We start from the raw sequence: 24,416 nt of genomic DNA on the forward strand, positions 1-24,416 counted from the left end.
GATTAGAAAATAAAAAAAGTCCATTGGACTTCTCTGATAGAATGTAATTAACCCAATCAATTCTAGAAAGAAGTTACCAATGAACTCGCTTAATTCTACCATATCTACTCACCAAAAGGGCCAACATCTTGCCTTAACTGATCGGGTGACGCTCGAGGTTTTACGCAGCCAAGGTCAGTTCCTGCGTCAAGTTGCCGCCAGTCCCAATTGTTCACCTACAACCGTGAAATATGAGCTTGAACGCGGCCAGATTTCTTGGTATCACGGCAAAGGTACGCTACGATGCGCAAGCAGCGCAAAGACGTTACCAGATAAGGCGCTTAAACTGCGGCCGTAAACACGCTGAATAGTACCAGAACCAAGGCTGCTAAAAGCCAGATACCGGAATTTACTGCTGCTTTTGCTATGCCTTTATTTTCGACATTAATATGATTGATCAAAATATTCAAAGGCAAAAATTAAGAGACTGAATGTGACTAGCCACAAAATGGCGCAGAGCCTGCCAGCAATGGAATAAGGGAAAAAGCCAGAATTAAAGCTGGTTATTAGAGCAACAAAAAAGAAAGTAATAGTTCCAGTGTAATGATTGATTGCTTTTTCTTTAGTATTATGCAAAATAATTCCCTCCCATTAGTGGTAATTTAAAATTTTATTTCTGAATTTTAGTATTAAATAACTAAAAAGTAAAGTGAGATTTATGAATGATTACAAACAAAAAATCACTTCAAACTGAAGTGATCTTTTGTAATTAAACTAATATCTTTACATATTTGTAATCAAGAAAAAGATAACAAATATTACTAATAGGATATACATCATTGGTGAAACTTTTTTGGCTTGCTTAGAAGCAATCATGGTAATTGGGTAAGCTATCATGCCGAGTGCCAAGCCGTCAGAAATGCTGTAAGTCAATGGCATACCAACTACTGTTAAAAATGCTGGGAAAGCAATCTCAAATTTGTCCCAATTGATTTTTTTCAGATTTCCGGCCATGAGTACGCCAACGATAATTAGTGCTGGTGCAGTAACAGTGGTGGGAATAACCGCCAGAAGTGGACTGAAAATCATTGATATTAGGAAGAAAATTCCTACGAAAATTGCCGTTAAACCAGTACGTCCGCCCATGGCAATTCCTGCACTTGATTCTACAGAAGTTCCCAGTGGCGCAGTACCTAAGACGGCCCCCTCGACCATTGCTAAAGAGTCGGAAACGAAAGCTTTTCCAATTCGTGGAATCTTACCATTTTGATCTACCATGCCTGCTTGTTCAGTCATTCCAATCAATGTACCTGCTGTATCAAAGAACGTAACAAGTAGGAACGTTAAAACTACCATGAATAGTTGTGGGGTATTAATATCTTTTAAGTGAAATACAGCTTGACCAAATGTCGGAGCAATACTTGGAGCACTCGCAATAATACCCTTTGGCACAGCAACTTGGCCAATAATAACCCCAAAGACAGCTGTAATGACCATACCAATAAAAATTGATCCGGGTACATTCATTGCCATTAAGATTACGGTGAGGGTCAAGCCAAAAAGAGTAATCCAGACAGCTGGTGAATTAAACTTGCCTAAAGTAACTAAATTGGAATCACTATTGACAATTAACTTACCATTTTGCAGGCCGATAAAGGCGATAAATAAGCCGATACCAGCAGAAATAGCATATTTCAGATCTTGTGGAATAGCATCAACTACTATTTCACGCAGCTTCAAAACTGTTATTAAAATAAATAAAATAGATGCAACTAAAACAGCAGCTAAGGCAGTTTGCCAGTTAATATGCATTCCTCCGCAGACATTGTAAGCGAAAAAGGCTGCGCTACCTAATGTTGGGGCTAGAGCAACGGGGTAATTAGCTACTAGACCCATAATGAAGCAGCCAATTGCAATCGAAATTGCAGTAACTGTAAATGCTGCCCCTTTATCAATACCGGCTGCATGCAAAATGTTTGGGTTAACAAAAAGGATGTAGGAGAGACTGACAAACGTGGTTAATGCAGCTATTAATTCACGTTTAACAGTGGTATGAGCATCGTTTAAATGAAAGACTTTATCTAGTGTCGTCATTTTTCCTCCTAAAAATATTAAAATTATAAAGAACTAATATATCTAGTATATAACTTATTGGGAGTAAATGGACCATGTAATGCAAAATTATTTCCCAGGAAATAAAAAAGCAAACCTATCAAGATTTGCTTTGCATAATTACCACATACCGATTAGTTTCATCCAAGCTAATCCGATAATGCCATAAATTAAGATATAAAAAATACCAAATGTAAAACTCAATTTCCACCACTCATCTTGTTTTACATAACCAGAAGAAGCTAAGACTGATGCAGCAGGACTGGAATAATGGGTAGTAGAGCCCATGATTGCAGAAAATAGAGCTAAAAATTGTGCTGCCAGTAATTTAGGTGCACCGGCAGAAATTGCTACAGTTAATAATGGCAGATACATTGCTGAATTATGAGCTGTAGCACTGGCAAATAAGTAGTGGGTATAGAACAAGACCAATGCTAGAACTACCAAAACTATTAACCAGTTGAGGCCTTTCATTGCACTAGAAATGCTACTTGATATCCAGCCAATCAAGCCAAACTGAGTAAGCTTCTCAGCCATGAATACTAAAATTGACAGCCAAATCAAAATATTCCAGGCGCCAGTTTCACTCAACAAGTCTTTAGGTGTTAATACACCAGTAAGTAACAAAAGGGAAACAGAAATGAAAGCAATTAGTGTAGCATCAATTCCTAAAGTGCTGGAAAGCATCCAGAGTACTAAGGTGATTGCAAAAATGGCTGCCATTAATTTTTCAGATAAAGTAAGCTTTCCCATTTTTGCTAATTCCCCATCGGCCCATTCTTTGGCGTTAGGAGTTTCTTTAATTTCTGGTGGATAAAGTTTGTAAACAAAATATGGCACCACAATTAGACAAATTGCTGCAGGTACAATGCTGGCCATAAGCCACGGCATCCAGCTAAGAGTTACGCCGGCCTTACCGGCTAGTGCAACGGCGATTAAGTTAGGCGCACATGCGGTCATAAATAATGACGAAGTTATGATATTAACTTGAAATTCCGTAAAAGTTAGGTAAGCTCCCATCTTTTTACGTGAAGGATCATTGGGCTTAGAGTCAAATGTATTTGCTAATGATTGAATTAATGGATATACCACACCACCTGCTCTTGCACCATTTGAAGGAGTTGCAGGGGATACTATTAAATCGATAGCTCCTATTGCGTAACCTAAACCTAGGGACTTATGACCAAACCACTTAACAAAATATAAAGCAATTCTCTGCCCCAAGCCGGTTTTTACGATACCTCGCGAAATCATAAAAGCCATGACTATAAGCCAGGCAGATGAATTTGCAAATGCATTAATGGCTCCCTTTTCGATTACTTTTCCGTTAACAATTTTGTCTGCAAGTGGTGCAAGTCCAAGACAAATGGTTAAAGTAAAGCCAATTAAAGTGACGCCGCTGATTGCTATTGGCAATGTGATACAGCCAATAATTGTTCCAATAAATATTGCCAGCATATGCCAGGCTTGAACTGATACTCCGGCTGGACGAATTGGCGTCGTCAACCAGAATATAAGGCCAAACAATAGTGGCAATATAAATTTTTTGTAATCTATTGTTTTCATAAAAACCTCTTCCAAAATAAAAAGCAAATATATGAGTACGATTGACATCAATATATTTGCTTAGTTTATCATATTATATTTTTTTAACAATTAGTAAGTCTTAGAAATTTAGTACCCATAGAAAGACAATAAAGACGAAGAAAAGAATCCACATCATTGGTGTAATTTCTTTAACTCTCTTGGCAGCAACCATGCATATAGGGTAGGTTATTAACCCTAAAGCCAAACCATCGGATATTGAATAGGTTAAAGGCATACCAATTAAAATTAGAAAAGCAGGAACTGCAATTTCCATCTTGTCCCATTGAATATGTGCTGTGTTTTGTGCCATCAGAACACCAACAATAATTAATGCTGGCGCTGTAACATGTGTGGTAAACAAGCCTAACAGGGGACTGAATATCATTGATATTAAGAAGAAAATAGCCACAAAGACAGCAGTTAAACCAGTCCGGCCGCCAACAGCAATACCGGCACTTGATTCAACAAAAGCACCGACTGGTGAAGTTCCTAAAACGGAGCCAACCATCATAGCAGTTGAGTCTGACGCCAGAGCTTTACCTACACGGGGCATTTTGTTGTCTTTCATAAAGCCGGCTTGTTGGGCTAAGCCAATTAAAGTACCGGCAGTGTCAAAGAAAGTTACTAAGAGGAAGGTAAGTACAACTACCCACATTTGCAGAGTATTAATATCTTTAACATGGAAAATCGCTTGGCCAAATGATGGGGCAATACTTGGTGCTACTGAAACTATTTTAGTTGGTAAAGGGATTTGTCCTGTAACTACACCAAAAATAGCTGCCAGGATCATACCAATAAAAATAGCTCCCGGTACATTTAAAATCATTAAAACAACAGTAACAATAAGGCCGAAAATGGTAATCCAGACAGCCGGATCATGAAGTGAACCCAAGCCGACCAGTGTTGATTTGTTTGCTACAATTAAACCACCATCTTGCATTCCCAAAAATGCGATGAACAGGCCGATTCCGGAAGAAATAGCGAATTTTAAGTCAGCAGGGATAGCATTGATAATCTTTTCCCTTAACTTAAACATAGTAATTAAAATGAAGATAATAGAGGCCACAAAGACAGCGGCTAAGGCTGTTTCCCATGAAACATGCATACCTACACAAACGGTATAAGCAAAAAACGCATTAATACCAAGGGCAGGAGCTTCTCCAATAGGATAGTTGGCAACGATCCCCATAATAGCAGTACCTAAAGCACTGGCTAAAGCAGTGGCTGTAAAAACTGCCCCTTTATCCATGCCACTGGCTCCCAAGACACTTGGGTTAACAAATAAAATGTATGACATGCTGATAAAAGTTGTTAACCCAGCAAGAAATTCAATTTTAACATTGGTTTTGTATTTATCGAGTTGAAAATAACTCTTTATAAAATTCATCTAACCTCTCCCAAATATATTGTTCGTGTTTTAAATCAAACTAACGACTATTCTAGTTTACCATTCATTTAAAATAATGCAAACACGAATAATACTAGCTATAATTAGGCAAAATAAGCATAATTTATTAATAGTTACATTTATGAACAAATTGACCTGTTAATACTTTAATCGGTAAAATGAGGGTAAAACTGTATTAATTTATGAAACTCGATAGGAGAAAAAATGGGAAATTTAATTTTTTCAGATATAGATGGTACTTTAATTAACTCAAAACAAGAAGTTACACCTAAAACTAAAATGGCTATTCGGAAGCAAATTATTAAGGGTAATGTTTTTGTGCCAGTTTCTGCCCGCATGCCCAAGGCAATTATGTCAGTTGTCGGTGAAATTACTAAAGCATGTCCAATGGTTGCATATAATGGAGCTTTGGTTTTGGATGAAATGGGTCACACGCTTGATTCACGTTCCATGCCTTCTGCAAAAGCTGCAGAAATATGCACCTATATTGAACATAAAAATAATGGTGTGGTTTGGAATGTCTACAGCGGTAACAACTGGTATTATTTCCCAGGTAATAATGATGAATTAGTTAAGAACGAGGAAAAAATAGTTAAATTCAGGGCGCAACCAAGTTCAATTGCTGAAATCAGCCAACTTGAAAATGTTCATAAAATTTTGCTGATGGGCACGCCCGATTTATTAGATGCTACGCAAAAAGACTTGCAGCAACTTTATCCTGAATTTTACATCGTAAAATCTGCTGCAAATTTATTGGAAGTTGTTGTTAAGGGCGTTTCTAAGGGTCAGGGTGTAAAAGTAATAGCTCAGGCCTTGGGCGCAGACTTAAAAGAATGCTGGGCATTTGGCGACAATTATAATGATGAAAAAATGCTGCAATCAGTGGGTCACCCTGTAGTAATGGGGAATGCACCGGAGGACCTAAAGAGAAAATTTACAACTACTTTAGACAACAATCATGATGGCATAGCAGCAGTCCTTGACAAAATAAATTAATAGAGCTTAGTTCGTTTCAAGCAAGGGAGATCGTGCTTGATTACCGAACCATTTGTGATTAATTCTTGTGAGAGTACCGTTTCGTGCTAGTTTTTCTAGTGCTTGATTGATTTTGCGCTTCATGGTTACGTCACTTTTTCTCAAACCGACACCAAATTCTTCTTTAGGGAAGGGACTATCGATTTCGGTAAAATTTTCCGGATGCTTTTGCTTAGAAATGTAATAGTCTGCATAAGAACTGTCGATTAAAAGGCCGTCAATCCTGCTAGCAGTTAAATCTATAAAAGCATTGGTAAAGGAATCATAGAGAATAGGATCATGATTTTTAATATGGTTTTTAAAAACTTTAGGGTATTTCATTACATCGTTATAGCCAGAAGAGCCGGTTTGAACTCCTAAAGTCTTATTTTTCATTGCAGCAATAGTATTAATTTTATTCTTCTTGAGGCTTACTAATACTTGTGAAGTATACAGATAAGTTTTACTAAAATTAACTTTGGCCTTACGTTCTGGATTCTTGCTAAAACCATTCCATATCAGATCGATTGTGCCGTTTTTAAGCTCTGTAGTATTCATAGACCAGTCAATAGTTTGAAAGCTGACATTGATGCCATATTGCTTAAATACTGCTTTAGCTAGATCAACGTCATAACCAATTAACTGACCATTTTTTTGCCTAAAATCCATGGGCACAAAAGTATCATCTACACCAACTGTAACATACCCACGCTGCTTGATATGGGACCAATTATCAACTTCGTTAGCTTTTCTATTAATTGACACACCACTGCAGCCAGAAACAAAGAAGATAGAACAGACGAGCGTTATTGCAAGAATTAAGAGGCGCTTAGTTTTCACTTATATTACCTTCTTATCATCTAATGCTTTAACTCTAAATACTTGATCAGCAACTTGACTGGCGAATTCCATGTCATGAGTCACAATAATTTGTGTCATTTTGTTATTATTTTTAAGTTTTAAAATTATTTTTCCGACTTTTGTTCTTAAATCTGGGTCCAAAGCAGAGGTGGGCTCATCATAACATAAGATATGAGGCTCCATTGCTAGCGCACGTACAATAGCTACTCTTTGTTGCTGACCTCCAGAAAGCTGATAGGGATAAAGATCCTCTTTACCAGTTAAATCCAGTTGTTGCAATAACTTTTGTGCGTGAGTTTGCGCCTGCTCTGCAGTTTCTTTTAAAACTAGGGTTGGTGCCAAAGTAATGTTTTCAATTACAGTTAAATTAGGAAAAAGCTCATAGCTTTGAAAAACGACTCCGATAATATGACTTTTGCTATCAGGAGCAGTCGGGTCGAATTTTTGCCCATCCCATAAGAATTCACCTGAATCAATTCTTTCCAAACCACTTAAGCAGCGCAATAAAGTGGTTTTTCCCGCTCCCGAAGGTCCTACAATGGCCAAAATCTGTTGGTCAGGAATAGTGAGGTTTAATTTGTTTAAGATAGTGCGTGAGCCAAATTTTTTGGTAATGTTTTTAAGTTCTAGCATATTGTTTCCTTTAATTTACTTCCACTTTGCAAAATTGCGTTCAATTTTCTTTAGCAAAAATGATGCTATACCAGTCATTAGTAAATAGATTATCCCGACTATCATTAAAGGAATCAGTGTTACGTCTCTGGCAGTAGCAACATTGCCGGCACGTAAAAGTTCACCTAGACCGATGACATAAACAAGCGAAGTATCCTTAACCAGGTTGATAACTTCGTTTCCGATTGAGGGTATGACAATTTTACTAACTTGCGGAATTATAATATGTGTCAAAGTTTGCCAGTAATTTAGTCTCAAAACCCGTGCACTTTCATATTGTCCTATTGGAATTGACTGAAAGCCTCCACGGAAAATTTCTGCGAAATAAGCTGTGTAGTTTAAGATAAAAGCAAAAAGCGCTGCATCGTAGCGTTGAAAAATTATTCCGACTATGGGTAAGCCATAAAAAATAAAAATTAATTGTAACAAGAGTGGGGTACCCCGCATAATCCAGATATAAAATTTTAGAATTAATCGTAGAGGCTTAAAATGTGACAGTAAGCCTAAGCTAACTATAATCCCTAAGGGAATAGCAGTAATTAAAGTCCAAAAGAATAAAATTAATGTCATTTTTGCACCTGCAAAGAGAGAGGGCATAATTGAAAGGATATAATTCATTTTTCTCCTTCTTATAAAGTTAATTTAATAGGGCGGGTAAATGATTAGCCTGCTCGAGCAAATAAAACTGGATAAATTGATTAAAAAAATATGTGAAAAATATATGATTCAATAATAACATAGTTTTCTGATTTTTTATTTGAGTAAGTAACAAAATATTTAAATTGTCATCCAGCTATCTAATTGCTAGAGCTCACTTTTAGAGCTTTTACTATAAATTAAACAGTACTTTAAAATAGCAATAGGCAACATAAAAAGGCCATTAGCACATAGTTCTAATGACCTTTTGATCATAATTTATTTATTGTTAATCTATTTGAATATTTGTAGACTTATTCCATGATTCGGGTAATTTACCCATTTCTTTTAATTTGGCAACAATTTGATCAAGTACAACTTCTCTAGCCTGCTTATCAGTCATAAAGTCTAGCTTGTCACCATCTATCTCCATTTTAGGTGAGTAGTCATACTTTTCATACCAAGGTTTATAGTAGCGTAAAAGCCGCTTATAATAATCTTCCAGTGTTGCATCATAGCTCAATTGTTCATAAGGTCGACCACGTTTTTGAATTCTTTTAATCATGGTATCGTATGAAACTTTAATATGAACCAGCAAGTCTGGATTTTTCTTAGGCATATGTTTGAGCTCACTCATCATATTATTAAGCAGTTCGTAATAGGTAGCTACTTCTTCTTTGGTGGCCCGACCAATATCTGCGTTCATCTGAAAGAAAAGGGCGTCTTCATAGATTGAACGATCAAGAACGTTGTTATCATCAGTCAATGCATCCTTGATACTACGAAAACGAGTGTTTAGGAAAAATACCTGAAGTAAGAATGCGTATTTTTTAGGATCAGCATAAAAAAGTGGCAATACAGGATTGTTATCGACACTTTCATAAAATGGTTTGGTTCCTAAATACTTAGCTAATATACTGGTTAAACTGGATTTACCGGCTCCAATTGGCCCGCTTAAAACAATAACTGTCATCACGTTCCTTCTCTATTCTAAATTGCCTATTGCGTGCAATTTGTCATCAATCTGATTTAAAACTTCTTTTTTGGCATCTTCATCGCAGATAAAATCGTATTTATCCCCGTCGATCTTAATCTTAGGAGATGCATCATATTTCTCATACCATGGTTCATAGTACTTAATTAGCCTAGCGTAATAGTCTTTTAAACTAGGATCGGTACTGATTTGCTCAAATGAACGCCCCCGCTTTTTAATGCGTTTAAGCATTGTATCCAGGGAAACATGAATGTAAATTAGTAAATCTGGCTTTTTGCTGGGATTACCTGGGGTATCTTCCATCATGTTTTCGAGTAAACTGTCGTATATCTTAAATTCAGTAGGGTCAGCTACTTTACTGTCCGCGTTCATTTTGAAAAAGAGTGCATCTTCATAAATTGAACGGTCTGATACACTATTTTTTTCACGAATTGCCTGGTTGATTTGTGCTAAACGATGGTTAAGCAGATAGATATTAAGCAAAAAAGTATAGCGTTTCATGTCTTGGTAATATAAAGGAAGAACAGGATTATTATCAACTCCCTCATAAAAGGCTTGTGTACCTAAGTGCTCAGCTAAAATACTAGTTAAACTGGATTTACCGGCTCCAATTGGCCCACTTAAAACAATAACTTGGATCACGTTCTTTCATAAATACAATATATAGATTCTTATTTAGTTTAATACGAGATATAGTGGTATACAAGCAAAAAGTAAATTAAAATTTTAATCAAAAAGTCAAGTAATTTTGTATAATACAGAATAAAAAATTAAGTATTCAAGTAAATAATTTATTACAAAATTAGATGTTACACGTGAAACCAAAAAATCTGACTGATAAATCTTAATTAATTATTTTACTGAGGATTGATGCCGATATCATTCGGTGTTAAGCCCTTTTATTCTGTACTTTGATTCTTTCGATGCTGTGATAAATAAAGTAGTCAATAATTGCTCGTTTTGATTGCATTAAGTATAATAAGTGATTTTGCAATTATAGAACGAATTATTTTTTTAAGGCTCGAAAAAGTTGCAGTTGATATTTATATACTGCTGCTATGGGAAAATTCTAAGAATGAAAATTAAAAAGAAATTGTTTTAATGTTAAAAAAGATATAAGATAGTAAGTAAATTATAAAATTATTAGTAAATGATGGAAGTAAGAGGGCATAACTGATATCTTGAAAAGATTTTTATCTTTAGATAGTACAACTCCTGCTGTAAGTACCATTTAAGAGTCTTTTGAAGAAGTAATGCAAAAACCATATTATTCTATTAAACCAAAATCATTTTAGTATTAACTCTAAAAATAGGGATTTAGACAGGAAGTAAATCATGGACGATACTATAACAAAATTTTCGCTTTGGACCTACATTAAACGTAATTCAGGCATGTATGTAATTTTAGCCATCCTCTATTTTGGGCGGAATTTAGCACAAACTGCTGCCAGCATTTTTAAAGGTAATGCACTTACTGCTTTGACTCAGCACAGTTTAAAGGGCTTTATTGTTGATACAGGTTTAAACTTGCTTAGCTGGGGCTTTTTTCTGATTTTCTTTTTTTGTAGTTCACGGTATTCCGCTGTAATCATCAAGGCCGTCGATAATTCCATTAGGAACGCATTAGCCCATATAATTGGTCGCCAAGAGTATGAAGATTTCAACAAGCACACGGAAGCTGATTATGTTTCCTGGTTTACTAACGATATTAACCAAATTAATCAAGATGGCTTTTTCAGTTTAGAGCAAACATTTAGCAGCGCACTCCTAGGAATTATTGCCAGTGTCATCCTGTTTTTTTACCATCCACTCTTATTTGTAACCACTTTGGTTTTTGCTGTTATTATGATTTTATTTCCCCGTCTTTTTAAGAAAAAGTTGGAGGAATTATCGCAAAAACAAAGCAAGCAAAATGAGGTGTTAACGTCAAAAATAACCGATGTTCTTGAGGGCTTTGTCAACCTGCTCACGCTTGGTCAGCAAAAATTGCTCAATAAAATAGTTCTTGCGGCATCAGATAAGACTGGACAGGCTCGGGTTAATTACATTACGGAAATGTCATTCTCTAATTCATTGATTAATCTGATAAGTATATCTGCTCAAACTATTTTAACTGTTGAATCCGGATACCTGGCCTTTCACAATCAGATTCCAATTGGAGCTATTTTAATTGTTGGTTCAATGTCCGGGAATGTTTTTGGCAGCTTGACAGAAATCAGTATTGATCTAACTTCAATTCGGGCAGTTCAACCTATTTTTGACAAATATAATAAATTAGCTAATACGCAGGAAAAAACAGGGGACAAGGATGTTGCTCCTTTGACCCAGCAAATTGCATTTAGCGATCTTTCGTTCAGCTACCCCAATAGTGATAGACCTATTTTAACGAATGTTGCCGGCAGCATTAAGCGAGGAGAACGGGTAGCTATTGTTGGACCGTCAGGCTGCGGTAAGTCGACCCTGGTAAAATTAATTGGTGGTTTATTAACCGGCTACCAAGGATCACTTACCTGGGATAACAATGAATACCGTGAGCTTAGTCTGCGGTCGCTACATAAGCAGATCGCTTATATTGACCAGTCAGCCTATATTTTTGATGGCAGCCTGCGTTATAACATCACTTTAGATCGTGAGGCAACTGAAGAAGAGCTGAAGACTGCGATTAAACGTGCAGGTTTGGAAAAATTTGTCGCTGACAGCGCCAGCGGGCTTGACACTGTTTTAAAACACGCCGGTAACAATATTTCGGGTGGGCAAAAGCAGCGAATTGCACTGGCACGGCAATTGCTGGGTAACCCGCAGGTTATTTTGGCCGATGAAATTACTTCCGCAATTGATGAAAAGGACGGACAAAAAATCGAACAGAGCTTGCTCAATTTGAACGATATCACTCTAGTCTACATTTCCCACCACTTGCGACCTGAAATTAAAAAGCAGTTTGATCAAGTAATTGAATTAGGAAAATAGAATGCTGAGTCTTTTATTGACCAATTAAATAAGCTGTGAAACTCTAGTCTTTTAGATTATGGGCATAGTGTTTTATGCAGATACAGTCAATGAAGATACTCTTAAATGCAAATGTAGCTATTACCTAATATTCTGCAGAAATAAGCGGCAAAATTGATGGCTTCCTAGGAGATATAATGTTTCCACGCACCGCCTTTTAAATGGAATGATAAAAATGAATGATGAACAATTTTTTAAATTAAGAAAGATACTAGATCTTTTTAAAAATCAAGCTCCGACAGCTATTATTGAAGAGAATGTAAATAGCGTTGAAAATTATAAGGCAGAATCTGCTGATGAGTATAATAGAGCAAAAAGATATCTTGGCGAAAATAATAACTCGTTTAAATCTTTTCATGTAAGTGTGGATTCAGCAAAAGATTTCTTGTGTTTATTGAACTTGCTGGGTGCAATACATGCAAATTTTAATATACGTTCAAAGCCTTTTATAATAGAAGGAGAAGAAAGCAGTAAGTCGCTAAAAAAAGAGAACGACTATTTTAACAATTGGATGGAGTGTTTTTCAAACTATGAATTTATGATAGTTAATTTCGATGAAACTGCTTTAGACCAGGATCAATATTACGGTTAATTTCATTAATTCATAAAAGGTAGTAGAGTTATGAAATGACCCCCAAATTTAGGACAAATTTGGAGGCTATTTTTATGACTAAATTATCTAAACAAGATAAAATTAAAATCAAACTAAAAGGACTAACTCCGATTGAATATCGGCAATTAGTCCTTAGATATCAACTAAAAAAGTGTCCAAATTTTAGGGTTAACATCAAAAATTATGCTTATTATTTAACTCTAGATTCTTTAGATTCCTTTTTCTTTTCTTCAACTTTATCTTGAGCTTTGTCTTTTTGATCGCTGATTTTATCCTTAGTGTCATTAGCAGCACCGGTGATACGGTCCTGTAAGCTGACAGAATCTTTTTCGTGTTGCTCTTTAGTTTTAATGTCAACTACTGTAACATTGACTTCAACTGTATCAAGACCGGTCATTTCTTTAACTTTTTCTTGGATCTTTTCTTTAATTTGATCATATAGCTTGGTAATGTCTACGCCATATTCTGCAACGATCTCAATATCAACGGCTACCTGCTTTTTGCCTACTTCAACATTTACGCCTGAAGTGACGTCATCGCTATTAACAATTTTATCGGCAATATTTGAGAAAAAGCCGCCGTTAACTGTTAAAAGACCTTTAATGTCAGATAAGGCAATACCCACGATTTTTTGAATTACCTTTGAATCATATTTTAAATCGCCTTTAACTTCAGGCTTTGAACTACTTTGATTTGAACTTGATTGTACCATATTGTATATACTCCTTATATAAATTATTTATTCTGCAACATTTTTTTGAATACCGGCCAGTAATGTCCAACTAAAAAGCCGCAGACTAACATTACGATGACGAAAATAGTTTTGAAAAATCCCAGTATCAAAAAGCAAAATGCCAGTAACACGCCAATTACGGCACCGCTTATTTCTGGGAGGTATTTTTTATATTCTTCTTTCATTTTGACCTCCTTTATTGAACGCGCCTTTCAGGCTTATCTGCTTTGTGATAATTGATAAACTTGATGTTAATTTTTGGTTTTTGCTCAATTCCTAGCAATTGCTTCAGATTCTTTTTTAATTCTTCAAGATAGTCGTTAAGCAGGGCAGCAATGTTTTCACCAGGGCCCAAGTCACCGCCGATTTTAATTTTAATTCGGCGTTTTGTTAACTTGGAACTAACCTTTGCATTATTTAAATAAGGTAAATCGGCAAGTGAATTCATTACATAGCCATTAATGGCCTTGGAAGTAACCTTAACTTGACCATCACTTTTATGAATTAAATTAAAGTTTCTTTGGACTGGCCAAAATAGGATGACAATTAAACTAACAATTAGTATTATAAAAACAATTATACTAATACCAATTAAATACCAGGCAAATATCGGGTTAATAGTACCTAAATGAGGTAATTTAATCTTTAAATACTTTTGCCAAAAACTACTGGTTTCCCATATTAAGTAACAAGGCACAGGTAATAGTAATAACATGCCTAATACCAATAGCCACTTTTTACTCCTCTTCAACTTATCACCATCCTCTCAGGGTTCATCTTAATAATAATACTGATTATTTTAACAGACTAATAATATGCACCATATGTATACAATAACAGTTCGCAAAATTGCGCACAAAAAGAGCGGTGTTTTAATGCACCGCCCTTTTTAGCTTAATATCAGTTAATTACTTATTGTATGTTGAACTTAATTTACTTGCTGCAGCCTGGTCCACAATAAGAGTGACATTTTGATGTTGTTGCAAAACTGAAGCTGGTACGTCTTCTGTTACTGGACCTTCAACCATCTTTTGTACAGCATCAGCCTTATTATCGCCAAAAGCCATAATTACTATTTCTTTGGCAGACATTATATTTGCAATGCCCATGCAGATAGCTGATTTAGGGACTTCGTCAATGTTATTGAAGAAGCGAGAATTAGCTTTAATGGTATTCTCTGTTAATTGTACTTCGTGGGTAATAGAATCAAATGAAGTTCCAGGCTCATTAAAAGCAATGTGACCGTTTTGTCCTAATCCTAATAATTGAAGATCAATTGGATTTTCTGCAATTATTCTGTTGTAGTCAGCTGAAGCACCTTCGGGATCCTTAATGGCTTTGATTCCATCAGGAACATAAGAGTGTTTAAAAGGCTTTTTATCAAACAAGTTTTTTTGCATAAAATAATGATAACTTTGGTCATTATCGGGAGTTAAGCCAACATATTCATCAAGGTTAATACTAATTAAATTGCTGTTATCCAAATCACTTTCGGTCCATTGCTGGTATAAAGTAACGGGAGTTGAGCCGGTTGCCAAACCGATTACCTTAGTGCCATTAGCAATACTATCTTTAAATAAGTCAAAAGCCTTCTTACTGCCACTGGCTTTATCTTCTGTGATAATAATTTTCATTTTTATTTACGCCTCCATATTAGTTAAGTTAATTATAAATTGGTATATTCCAATTTGTCAACAGGATGCGACAATAGATATTACTTTAAAATTATGCAAAAAAGAGCTTACCTATATTTGTTTCACATGTAACAAATATTAGGCAAACTCTAAAATACTGTTTTTATTCACTTCTTAGTGCAATTGCTGCATCTTTCTTAGCTGCCATCCGCGCTGGCAAGTGGCCGCCAATCATAGTTAAAATGGTTGAGATAATGATTAATATCAGGGCATGCGTAGGGTTAAGCTGCGCCACATTGCTTAAGTCAGTAATTGAGTAAAGAAGACTATTAATAGGGAAGACCAGCAACCAAGCAATGAATACACCTAAAACCCCAGAAAAAACACCTAAAATAAATGTTTCGGCATCGAATACCCTGGTAATGTCTTTTTTACGGGCACCAAGTGCCTTTAAGATTCCTATTTCCTTAGTTCTTTCTAAAACAGAAGTATAAGTTAAAATACCAATCATAATCATTGATGTGACTAAAGAGATTGCGGCAAAGGCAACTAAGACAGTAGTAATACCATTAAGCAAGCCGCCGGTCATCGAAGTAACAGCGCTTGACATATCAGTATAGATAATCTTATCTTTTTTCTTTTTACCACGATTCCATTTATCTAAGTAATCAAGTACTTTATCTTTGGCATCAAAGTCATTAGGATAAATCATCATACTAGTTGGTATGGTGGAACCACCAATTGACTGCATCATTTGTTTCTTTTCCTGAGAATTCATACTTTGACCAGTCATGACATTTTGAGTGGTCTTTTTCTGGGCTTTTACTATCTCTGAAGCTTTATTTTTATTGATAACATTTTGTGTTAACTGGTCACTGTAGGCAATTCCTGCTGACAAAAGTGCCATAGAATTTTGGTCTTTTGGCCTGATGACGCCTACAATCCGCAGTTTGGTTTTGCTATTATCGTACATAGAATTACTGATTTTTTGCGGAATAAACATACCTGTCGGTAATTTCTGATAATAGTCATTGTTGGCGACAATTTTGAAGGTTTTACCAACAAATTTGGGATACTTTATTTTTTGACCAGCTTTAACTTTGAAACCTAGGTTTTTAATAATATTAATATTTAACTTGTTTTCATTATCTGTTACTAAGACTAAATCGGTAGCTTTATGTGGCCACGCTCCAGACAAAAGTTGATAATTTTCTTTCAGGAAATTACTTTTACCAGAATTAAGTGTAGTAGGAAATACTGATGAGCCTAACCCAGTAGCACTAATTGCTTGCATCCGCATCTGGGCAGCTGCTTGAGAACTGTCTGAACTAGCAGAAATGGGGGAGAATTGGACTCGCTTAATTTTATTATCGTTACGTGTTAGTAAATTTAAGTTAATTCCACGCTGATAGGAAATATTGTTAGCATAATCAGGATTTATTTTTTTAATGTAATTAACATACTTTTGACTAATTTTATTTTGATGAGTCGATTCTTGCAGTCTATCTTTTTCAACAGTTAAATAGCCCCGATTTTTGACATTCTTATCAGATTCGTTACGGTCTTCAATACTTGAAGCATCGGTGGCGGTTTGATTGATGGTAACGGGATATTTGGCTAGTGCCTTACTCATCGTTGTATCAATCTGCTTTTGAAAGCCGTTGGATAAGGCTAAAACAACTGCGATAGATATAATTCCGATACTTGACGCAAAGGCTGTCAAAGTTGTTCTGCCTTTTTTAGTCATAATATTGGTAAAGCTTAACTTGATGGCGTTCCAATACGACATTTTTGTCCGTTTCAGCTTAAAAGTATCTTTTTCTTTTTCTGGATTAAAAGGATTGGAATCATTTAAAATTTTACCATCCTGAAAGTTGACGATTCGGGTGGCATATTCCTGAGCTAAATTAGGATTATGTGTAACCATAACTACTAAGCGGTCTTTTGACAGCTTTTTAATCAGCTTCATGATTTGCTCAGATGTTTCAGTGTCAAGAGCACCGGTCGGTTCGTCGCACAGTAAGATATCAGGATCATTGGCTAAAGCGCGCGCAATTGCGACACGCTGCATTTGACCACCAGATAGTTGATTGGGGTTTTTAGAAATATGGTCCTTTAAGCCAACTTGGGTTAAAGCGTCTACTGCTCGCTTATGACGCTCAGAAGCAGAAACTCCGGATAAATTCATGCCCAATTCGACATTAGCAATAATTGATAAATGCGAAATTAAGTTATAGTTTTGGAAAACAAAGCCGACAGAATTATTTCTGTAGGCGTCCCAGTCTGTTTCCTTAAAATTTTTAGTGGATTTACCGTTAATAATTAAGTCTCCACTATCATAACGATCAAGTCCACCAATGACATTTAATAACGTGGTTTTACCAGACCCACTAGGACCCAAAATTGCCACAAATTCTTGGTTACGAAATGATATGGAAACACCATCAAGTGCATGCGTAACCGTATCACCGACATGATATGACTTGCGTAAATCTTTTAATTGTAACATGTCTTTTTCTCTTTCTTTTTAATAATTAATTAATAACAGATAGTTTAACATTAATGAAAGAGCAAAGCCAAAAGAAGATGACTATTTTAATGAATAAGTCCAGTTAAATCAAATAAAGCATAAATAATGAAGAATAATACAATTAATAGAATAGCAATAATATGCCGTTTCTTGTTTAAAAGTAAAACTGCAGCAAATTCACGCACGATTGCATTGGGCAGAAAGTAAAAACGAGTATAGCAGCCTACGCCATTGGCATTAAGCCCAGCGGCTTTAGCATAAAGGGAAGCCCTAAAAATGTGATAATTATTACTGAAAAATTTTGCTCTGTAATTTTTACTGCCAAAATCTTTTGCGGCCACTTCAGCTGAAAATTTCATGTTTTGGTAGGTATTCTTGGAGTTATCTTCTAGTAATATATCATTAGGCTCGATTCCACGAGCGATTGCGTATTCAGTCATTGCCTGTGCTTCAGCAACTTTTTCGTCTCCGCCTTTACCACCAGACATAATAAACTTAGGCTTTTTTCTTCCCTTAGTGACCTGCTTTTGAGCATACTCAATTGCACGATTGATGCGACTAGCTAAAAGTGGTGTAACTGTTTCACCTTGCGACAGCCCGGCGCCCAAAACAATTAAGTAGTCTTGGTTATACTGTCTTGGTACAATTTGATAGAAAGTCAAATTTACTAAAAAGTTATAAGCAACAAAAAGCAGATAATCGAAAACAGCTGTTGGCGCATATAATAGTATTCTGATCCAAGACGGCATATTTTTAAACGGACCAATTAGTGCAATTAACCACACGACAATTATTCCGATACCAATAAAGAGTGTTAATAAGTTTGATAGTGTGTGACTTTCGCGTTTCCAGACAATATAAGCATTCCATAAGAAAAACAGCCAGGAAAAGGCAGCCATCAGAGTAATTGCGGCTACAAATAAAACTACTAGAATTTCATAAGTTAAAATGAGCGGCCTTAAGCTCGTAGATAGAATCATTACTGTGAGCCAAACACCGAATGTTAACAAAAAAATCGTGAAAAGAATACCATTAAGTAATCTCCGAGGTTCTTTTAACCAAGAAACCAAAAAAACAGTGAGTGTTGCTAACATAATAAGTGAAAGAATTATAAAAGATCGGTTCTGGTTTAGAATCTCAAAAAGTCTAATCATAATAACCTGCCTTTGCTCTAGAGATAAGTCTATTATAATAAATATGTTTAAAAAGTCCTAGTAAATTAAAGTATGCTAGAATAAGAAAGTTATTTCCCAGGAAATAATTACCGGCCTTATTATGATATCTGAGCCATAACATCAAATAAAGACTGGTTATATTGATACTGAGATACTAGATAAATTAGTTATGGCTTTGCTTTTATTTTGGTCAGAAAGGAGCTTAGTGAATGAAAAAGTTTTTCTATTTTCTAGGAAATCTAATTACAATAGTGCTTGCTTTTATACTTTATACGATTGTACAACAGTTTTATTTTTATCCTTACAAGTTAAGAAAATCATTGGGCTTAGGCAATATTCCTTTTGTGGTGCTGACTGCCATAATTACAATCATAGCTTTGCTTTTAGTATTTTACTTTTATTGCCTGCAGTTAAGGCGTAGTAACGAGCAAAATTATAATAGTAAACCACACTGGCAGATTAGAAAAGTATTGCTCTCTCTTTTAGGGGCAATAATGCTCATTTTTGTCAGTGCAACTATTCAATTGGCTCTAGGTTTTAATACTAATCAGACTTCTACTAATCAAAATCTTCTTGATCAAATTTCTTATCAGGCAGGTTACTTTTTCCCCGTAATGGTTATAATTGTGGGACCAATATTTGAGGAAATTATTTTTCGCGGACTATTCTTTAATACTTTTTTCAATAAAAACACAAGTAGTAACAAATGGTTGGGCATACTTTTAAGTGGACTTATTTTTGGTTATGCTCATGATCCCGGACTAACCAAATATCTGCTCGTTTATTGGGCCTTAGGTTGTGTATTAGCATGGGTTTACACTACTAGCAAGGATTTACGCTATTCGATTTTATCCCATATGATTTTTAATTCCTTAGGATTCCTATAAATAAAGCCTGATAAATTACGTCTCGTCTAAAACGCTGATTTATCAGGCTTTTTTAAATAGGAAAATTTCTTAATTAGTAGTTTTACTGATTCCTGTTTGTTCTGGGTTTGTAGGCGTAGTTTTAGCTAAAAGCGCCAAGCTAATTGAAATCATATCTACTACTTCCTGTAAAATAGCACCCCAAAAAGCGGGAATAGCACCGGTAAAGGCAATTAATTCAATTATAATTACTATTGTGATAGCTGTTAATACATCAATATTAGCGACTTTCATCGTATGCTTAGAAATAGCTACGGCATCGTTAATTTTAGATAAATCATTTACCATAATAATAGCATCTGCACTTTCGCTGGCTGCCGAGGCTCCCTTGGCTCCCATCGCAATACCAACATCAGCAGCAGATAGACTAGGTGCGTCATTAATTCCGTCACCAGTCATTACAACTGGTCGATTTTCTTTCTTTACATTTTTAATCGCAGCTATTTTTTCTGCTGGTAATAATTCATAGCGAATATCTTTTACATTAAGTGCTTCGCCAATTTTAGTTGCAACATCTTTATGATCTCCTGTCAACATCATAATATGAGCATTGCTTTGGCGCCGTAAACGCTTAATAGTCTGCGCACTTTCAGGCCTAACTTGGTCTTTAAATGTAATATAGCCAGCGTATTTATTATCGATTGAGATATAAATAGCTGTAGCATTGGTTTCCTGCACTTTTTGCGAATTATCTTCTGGTTTTATGTAGCTCAGCTTGCCCACTTTGACTAAATGGTTTTCAACGATTCCGCTAACGCCTTGACCAGTTGATTCTTTAATTTGTGTAGCGGGTTTTAAGAGTTTGTTATCCGCTACCCTAACTAGTGAATTGGCAATAATATGACTTGATTGTTGTTCGACACTAGTGGCGTAGCTTTGCAGAGTTTCTGCACTATAACTGCTATTATCAGCGGGAATGATTTCATCAATTACCAGTTGATTTTCCGTTAAAGTACCAGTTTTATCAAAGGCAAAAGTTTTAGCTGAGGCTAATTTCTCTAAAGTAGGACCAGATTTGACAATAATATGGTGTTTAGACATGGAACTCATGCCGGATACTAATGCCACAGGTGCTGCTATTAATAATGGGCAGGGCGAAGCAACAACCATAACTTCTGCGAAATTGATTGGATTACCGGAATGAATCCAAGCGGCGATTCCTATTACCAAGGAAATAATAGTGAAAGGAACAGCATAGCGATCAGCCATTTTGACAAATTTAGCCGGTTGCGCTTGCGAAGATTTAACTAATGAAACGATAGTTTGATATTCTGAATCACTGGCTTTTTTAGTAACAGCCATTTCAACAGCAACATTGCCATTAATTGAACCGGACATTAATTGATCCCCGGGGTTTTTGGCAACTGGCACCGACTCACCGGTTAAAGAAGATTGATCAAAACTGGATTCACCTTTAATAACTTTCCCATCTACAGGTACCTGTTCACCAGGCTTAATTAGAATGTGATCGCCAATTGCTAATTGTTCTACATTTACCGATATAATTTTTTGATTACTGATTTTGTTGGCAATAGTAGGAGAATTATTTAAAAGTGAACGAAGTTCTTTATCCGCTTGACCAGTGGCGTAATCTTCTAAAGCTTGCCCGCCAGTCATCATCACTAGAATCATCCATTCAGCCCAAATGTCACCAATTAGAATAGTAGAAACGACTGCTATTACAGCTAAAATATCAACGCCGTAACGTCCCGATTTAAAGTCGCCAACTATTTCAGTGATCAAGGAATATGCCATTATAATACCGACTAAATCCATTAAAATAGTTTGGATCGGGAACTGCAGACTTCCCAGTTGAAAAAGACTTTTTGTTTTTAAGCCAAACTGACAAATAAGAGCTATTATTCCGATAGCTAAAACACAAAAAAACTTCCATTGACGTTTAAAACTCATGCATTATGCCTCCTACAAAAAGAAATATAATTATATTTTAGCACTAATTTAGACTTATTCTAAATTAGTGCTAAATTTTAGGTAAAAAAAAGACCAGTCATCTGACTGCTCCTTTTAATTAGTGCTTTTTTAACTTAATGATCTTATTTGCTTGATTTTCCGCTTTAATTGACTTGGATGTAGTTTTTGTTGTGTGTTTTTTAACTTTAAAAGCCTTGTATTCATCTTTAGCTGGATGAATGTGGAAAATTTTAGTCCGTCCTAATGAGTCAATCAAATCGGAGGAAGACATTGTAATAAAGTCATTATTATCACCATAATCATCAGTTTCTGCAAAATACTGGTTAATCTTCGCAATTCCCTTTTCTGAAAAGTGTTCTTCTTTGGCTAAATCAAGGAGAAGAGCGTGTAAGCGCGAAGCTGATACCAATTCATGCTGCAAAATTATAAAAATCCACGAAAAATTGGAATCTATTGATTTAAGCCGCTTATTTATTTTATCTTTGTAAAAAGCATCAGTAATTTTAGCAGCATCATCCATACTATCTGGACTCTCTGTCAAATTTTTTAGTTGAGAAACCAGCTCAGCTTTGTCTTTTAGTGATAGCTCTTGATCATTTGGGTAAGTCCAATTTTTTATAATTGCGCTTATCAAAAATGTCAATTGCGCAGAAATTGTTTTACTTGCCATATTAGTGCTCTTCTTTTCTAATTATTCAAGAAATATCTATTAATTTTTAATAACTAATTTAGCAAAGCGTTATTTAATTTTTTTAAGATTAAAGATGTTAATATTGTAATTTCGTATATGTTTAAAAAATAACACAAAATTAAAATCGAATTTTTACATTGTATTAACTAAATAGCTGGATTACCAAATAAAACCTAGATTTCCCTAGCTAATTATATTATAGCTTAATTTGAAATAAAGTACACTAAAAATGTAATAAATAATTATAAATTTACAGTATATCTCATAATTGCTTATTTTTAGTAATAGGAGTAACTTTATATTCCTTTTCAAAGTTGTGCGCTATGTAATTAAATGCTTTAATCCATTCGCGTCTTGTCAATAGTCCTTGAAAAACGCCATAGTCATCAACAACGGGTAAAAAGGCATTGTTAACTAGTAAATGAAGCTGCGTTTCCAGGGTAGTTTGCACAAAGTTGATTTTGTCAAACTTGGTTTGCATGACATCACGCACTTTTAATTGATTTAATGGTTCAAGAGAAATGTCGTCCGTTTCCATCATTTTATCTGTAATCATTGCTAAGCTCAGTAGGCCAACAACGCGGCTTTGGCGGTCAAGGACTGGAATTTTTGAGTATTTTACGCGAGTCAAGATCATAAAGGCGTGGTACAAAGGATTGTCGTCTTCGACAAATGCAATACGGGAAGCAGGGATAATGAATGAACCTGATTTTTCTTCCAGTAAGTGTTTTATTGTGGGTGAGAACATTAAATATAAACCTCTCATATTAATAAGTAATAAATAACTAAATTAATCCTATAACAAAGAAAAAAGGCTCGCAAGGTGTGCGAGCCTGTTAGTTTTCATCTACTTTGAAGGAGTAAGAATGAATGAAATAAAAAAGTGGGAGTATGTAGTAAGCATTGCTACTGCTTACTACATTTAAAATGATATCTCTAAATTATGAAGTTAAGGTAGAAAATCTCTTATAAAAGAGTAAAGAATTTCTTTAGAACTGTTTAAGAGTATAGAAAAACTCACGTAACGCACGTGAGTCGAAAGGGATAGATATGAAAATGACCTGTAAAGTCATTTCGGTTTTTTCATTATTATACTTGGAGGAGTATGAATGAAAAACAAAAAGTTGAGTATGATATAAAAAAGATCTATATCTTTCCTATATCACAATTATAGTATAACTATAAAATGTGAAAAAAGTATGACGAAAATGGCAAAATACAAATTTTGGTTGCTACAAAATTGTTTGTTACAAAACTCATTGTTATAATTAGGTTTACTTTATTTGAAAGGGATAATTGAGATTTTAAGGAGAAAAATGGGTAGACAAGATTATCGTAAAAAAATCACTTTCTGGTTACGCTTTTCTGGGTGGCTTTGTTTACTTCCGGCAAGCGTCTGGCTGCGGCTATACCAATTAATTGGTCAAGGCGCATTGGCATACACGATTTTAGGGGAACTAATTTTTACAGTTTTATTTGCTGCTTATATTTTAACTACAGCAGAGAGTGAGCGCTGGTTAAAGCCAACTAATCTTTTTATCTTATTAGTAATTACTATACTATTTGGTTCATTCATAATTTTAATTCCGCTTTGTTTTGCTTATAATGATTGTCGCAAGCTAAACGACGAACGATAAACGGTTGAAATGGGAAAATATTTAAATTTGGTAAAAATTTGAGGTGGATTTTTGGGTGACAAAACTTTAGTAGTACTATATTCGATAGTACATTTTATTAATATTGAGAAAGATATGAAATTATGGCTAAAAAAGAGAAAAATGATTCACGTGGAAAACGTATTGGGAAGTTCATTTTAACGACAGTTATCTATTGTGTCATTTTAATGGTGTTGATTTATTTATATCAATATAGTGGGCTGACTTCTGTTCACTTTATTTATAACGAATTTTAAG

Annotated in this window: 25 protein-coding genes; 7 read left to right on the forward strand and 18 right to left on the reverse strand. The window is 35.2% G+C overall.

Annotation, left to right across the window (positions count from 1 at the left end):
* Positions 1–79: 79 nt before the first annotated feature.
* Entirely contained in the window at positions 80–337 is a 258-nt protein-coding gene (locus ACFQ32_RS03060) for a helix-turn-helix domain-containing protein (RefSeq protein WP_052724679.1), read from the forward strand.
* Positions 338–423: 86 nt separating this feature from the next.
* Here ACFQ32_RS03060 and ACFQ32_RS03065 read toward each other — a convergent pair whose 3' ends face one another.
* From ACFQ32_RS03065 to ACFQ32_RS03080, 4 genes are all read right to left on the reverse strand, one after another.
* Entirely contained in the window at positions 424–615 is a 192-nt protein-coding gene (locus tag ACFQ32_RS03065) for a hypothetical protein (RefSeq protein WP_046325744.1), read from the reverse strand.
* A gap of 147 nt (positions 616–762) precedes the next feature.
* On the reverse strand, positions 763–2,073 hold the full coding sequence (locus ACFQ32_RS03070; RefSeq protein ID WP_046325743.1) for an NCS2 family permease: 1,311 nt from the start codon (positions 2,071–2,073) through the stop codon (positions 763–765).
* A 138-nt stretch (positions 2,074–2,211) separates the two neighbouring features.
* Complete coding sequence (locus tag ACFQ32_RS03075; RefSeq protein WP_046325742.1) at positions 2,212–3,657, reverse strand: DASS family sodium-coupled anion symporter; 1,446 nt, start codon at positions 3,655–3,657, stop codon at positions 2,212–2,214.
* Positions 3,658–3,757: 100 nt separating this feature from the next.
* Positions 3,758–5,065, reverse strand: a complete 1,308-nt coding sequence (locus ACFQ32_RS03080; RefSeq protein WP_046325741.1) for an NCS2 family permease — start codon at positions 5,063–5,065, stop codon at positions 3,758–3,760.
* Between the two features lie 225 nt (positions 5,066–5,290).
* On the opposite strand from ACFQ32_RS03080, the gene ACFQ32_RS03085 reads away from it, so the two are divergent.
* The gene (locus tag ACFQ32_RS03085; protein ID WP_046325740.1) at positions 5,291–6,082 is read left to right on the forward strand and encodes a Cof-type HAD-IIB family hydrolase; all 792 of its coding nucleotides are present in this window, start codon (positions 5,291–5,293) and stop codon (positions 6,080–6,082) included.
* Positions 6,083–6,088: 6 nt separating this feature from the next.
* On the opposite strand, the gene ACFQ32_RS03090 is transcribed toward ACFQ32_RS03085, so the two are convergent.
* From ACFQ32_RS03090 to ACFQ32_RS03110, 5 genes are all read right to left on the reverse strand, one after another.
* On the reverse strand, positions 6,089–6,940 hold the full coding sequence (locus ACFQ32_RS03090; protein ID WP_046325739.1) for an amino acid ABC transporter substrate-binding protein: 852 nt from the start codon (positions 6,938–6,940) through the stop codon (positions 6,089–6,091).
* The gene (locus ACFQ32_RS03095) at positions 6,941–7,594 is read right to left on the reverse strand and encodes an amino acid ABC transporter ATP-binding protein (protein WP_046325738.1); all 654 of its coding nucleotides are present in this window, start codon (positions 7,592–7,594) and stop codon (positions 6,941–6,943) included. It lies immediately after the preceding gene.
* A 15-nt stretch (positions 7,595–7,609) separates the two neighbouring features.
* Positions 7,610–8,251 (reverse strand): amino acid ABC transporter permease, encoded by a 642-nt coding sequence (locus ACFQ32_RS03100; RefSeq protein ID WP_046325737.1) that lies wholly within the window; start codon positions 8,249–8,251, stop codon positions 7,610–7,612.
* Positions 8,252–8,558: 307 nt separating this feature from the next.
* Entirely contained in the window at positions 8,559–9,242 is a 684-nt protein-coding gene (locus tag ACFQ32_RS03105; protein ID WP_046325736.1) for a deoxynucleoside kinase, read from the reverse strand.
* 12 nt (positions 9,243–9,254) lie between these two features.
* A complete protein-coding gene (locus ACFQ32_RS03110; protein ID WP_046325735.1) occupies positions 9,255–9,905 on the reverse strand; it encodes a deoxynucleoside kinase in 651 nt (216 codons plus the stop codon).
* A 693-nt stretch (positions 9,906–10,598) separates the two neighbouring features.
* Between ACFQ32_RS03110 and ACFQ32_RS03115 the strand changes: the two genes are divergently transcribed.
* Together ACFQ32_RS03115 and ACFQ32_RS03120 are read left to right on the forward strand one after the other, a co-directional pair.
* Positions 10,599–12,230: an ABC transporter ATP-binding protein gene (locus ACFQ32_RS03115; RefSeq protein WP_052724678.1), complete on the forward strand. Its 1,632-nt coding sequence runs from the start codon at positions 10,599–10,601 to the stop codon at positions 12,228–12,230.
* A gap of 214 nt (positions 12,231–12,444) precedes the next feature.
* The gene (locus ACFQ32_RS03120) at positions 12,445–12,861 is read left to right on the forward strand and encodes a hypothetical protein (RefSeq protein ID WP_143444032.1); all 417 of its coding nucleotides are present in this window, start codon (positions 12,445–12,447) and stop codon (positions 12,859–12,861) included.
* A gap of 211 nt (positions 12,862–13,072) precedes the next feature.
* On the opposite strand, the gene ACFQ32_RS03125 is transcribed toward ACFQ32_RS03120, so the two are convergent.
* The 6 genes from ACFQ32_RS03125 to ACFQ32_RS03150 form a co-directional block, all read right to left on the reverse strand.
* A complete protein-coding gene (locus ACFQ32_RS03125; RefSeq protein ID WP_370448600.1) occupies positions 13,073–13,603 on the reverse strand; it encodes an Asp23/Gls24 family envelope stress response protein in 531 nt (176 codons plus the stop codon).
* Between the two features lie 14 nt (positions 13,604–13,617).
* Positions 13,618–13,800 carry a DUF2273 domain-containing protein gene (locus ACFQ32_RS03130; RefSeq protein ID WP_046325732.1) on the reverse strand — a complete coding sequence of 61 codons (183 nt, stop codon included), beginning with the start codon at positions 13,798–13,800 and terminating at the stop codon, positions 13,618–13,620.
* Positions 13,801–13,811: 11 nt separating this feature from the next.
* Complete coding sequence (gene amaP, locus ACFQ32_RS03135) at positions 13,812–14,366, reverse strand: alkaline shock response membrane anchor protein AmaP (protein WP_143444031.1); 555 nt, start codon at positions 14,364–14,366, stop codon at positions 13,812–13,814.
* Positions 14,367–14,523: 157 nt separating this feature from the next.
* Positions 14,524–15,249, reverse strand: a complete 726-nt coding sequence (locus ACFQ32_RS03140; protein WP_046325730.1) for a glucosamine-6-phosphate deaminase — start codon at positions 15,247–15,249, stop codon at positions 14,524–14,526.
* Positions 15,250–15,412: 163 nt separating this feature from the next.
* Positions 15,413–17,758, reverse strand: a complete 2,346-nt coding sequence (locus ACFQ32_RS03145; RefSeq protein WP_046325729.1) for an ABC transporter ATP-binding protein/permease — start codon at positions 17,756–17,758, stop codon at positions 15,413–15,415.
* 86 nt (positions 17,759–17,844) lie between these two features.
* A complete protein-coding gene (locus ACFQ32_RS03150; RefSeq protein WP_046325728.1) occupies positions 17,845–18,936 on the reverse strand; it encodes a YdcF family protein in 1,092 nt (363 codons plus the stop codon).
* 227 nt (positions 18,937–19,163) lie between these two features.
* On the opposite strand from ACFQ32_RS03150, the gene ACFQ32_RS03155 reads away from it, so the two are divergent.
* A complete protein-coding gene (locus ACFQ32_RS03155) occupies positions 19,164–19,841 on the forward strand; it encodes a CPBP family intramembrane glutamic endopeptidase (RefSeq protein WP_046325727.1) in 678 nt (225 codons plus the stop codon).
* 69 nt (positions 19,842–19,910) lie between these two features.
* On the opposite strand, the gene ACFQ32_RS03160 is transcribed toward ACFQ32_RS03155, so the two are convergent.
* The 3 genes from ACFQ32_RS03160 to cbpB form a co-directional block, all read right to left on the reverse strand.
* Positions 19,911–21,791 carry a heavy metal translocating P-type ATPase gene (locus tag ACFQ32_RS03160; RefSeq protein ID WP_046325726.1) on the reverse strand — a complete coding sequence of 627 codons (1,881 nt, stop codon included), beginning with the start codon at positions 21,789–21,791 and terminating at the stop codon, positions 19,911–19,913.
* A 118-nt stretch (positions 21,792–21,909) separates the two neighbouring features.
* Entirely contained in the window at positions 21,910–22,482 is a 573-nt protein-coding gene (locus tag ACFQ32_RS03165) for a hypothetical protein (protein ID WP_046325725.1), read from the reverse strand.
* Between the two features lie 283 nt (positions 22,483–22,765).
* The gene (cbpB, locus tag ACFQ32_RS03170) at positions 22,766–23,251 is read right to left on the reverse strand and encodes a cyclic-di-AMP-binding protein CbpB (protein WP_046325724.1); all 486 of its coding nucleotides are present in this window, start codon (positions 23,249–23,251) and stop codon (positions 22,766–22,768) included.
* A gap of 568 nt (positions 23,252–23,819) precedes the next feature.
* Here cbpB and ACFQ32_RS03175 point away from each other — a divergent pair.
* Together ACFQ32_RS03175 and ACFQ32_RS03180 are read left to right on the forward strand one after the other, a co-directional pair.
* Positions 23,820–24,140 carry a hypothetical protein gene (locus ACFQ32_RS03175; RefSeq protein ID WP_046325723.1) on the forward strand — a complete coding sequence of 107 codons (321 nt, stop codon included), beginning with the start codon at positions 23,820–23,822 and terminating at the stop codon, positions 24,138–24,140.
* Between the two features lie 122 nt (positions 24,141–24,262).
* The gene (locus ACFQ32_RS03180; protein ID WP_046325722.1) at positions 24,263–24,415 is read left to right on the forward strand and encodes a teichoic acid D-Ala incorporation-associated protein DltX; all 153 of its coding nucleotides are present in this window, start codon (positions 24,263–24,265) and stop codon (positions 24,413–24,415) included.
* Position 24,416 lies beyond the last annotated feature (1 nt).

This window comes from Lactobacillus melliventris (genome assembly GCF_042679465.1).
Lineage (GTDB): Bacteria > Bacillota > Bacilli > Lactobacillales > Lactobacillaceae > Lactobacillus > Lactobacillus melliventris.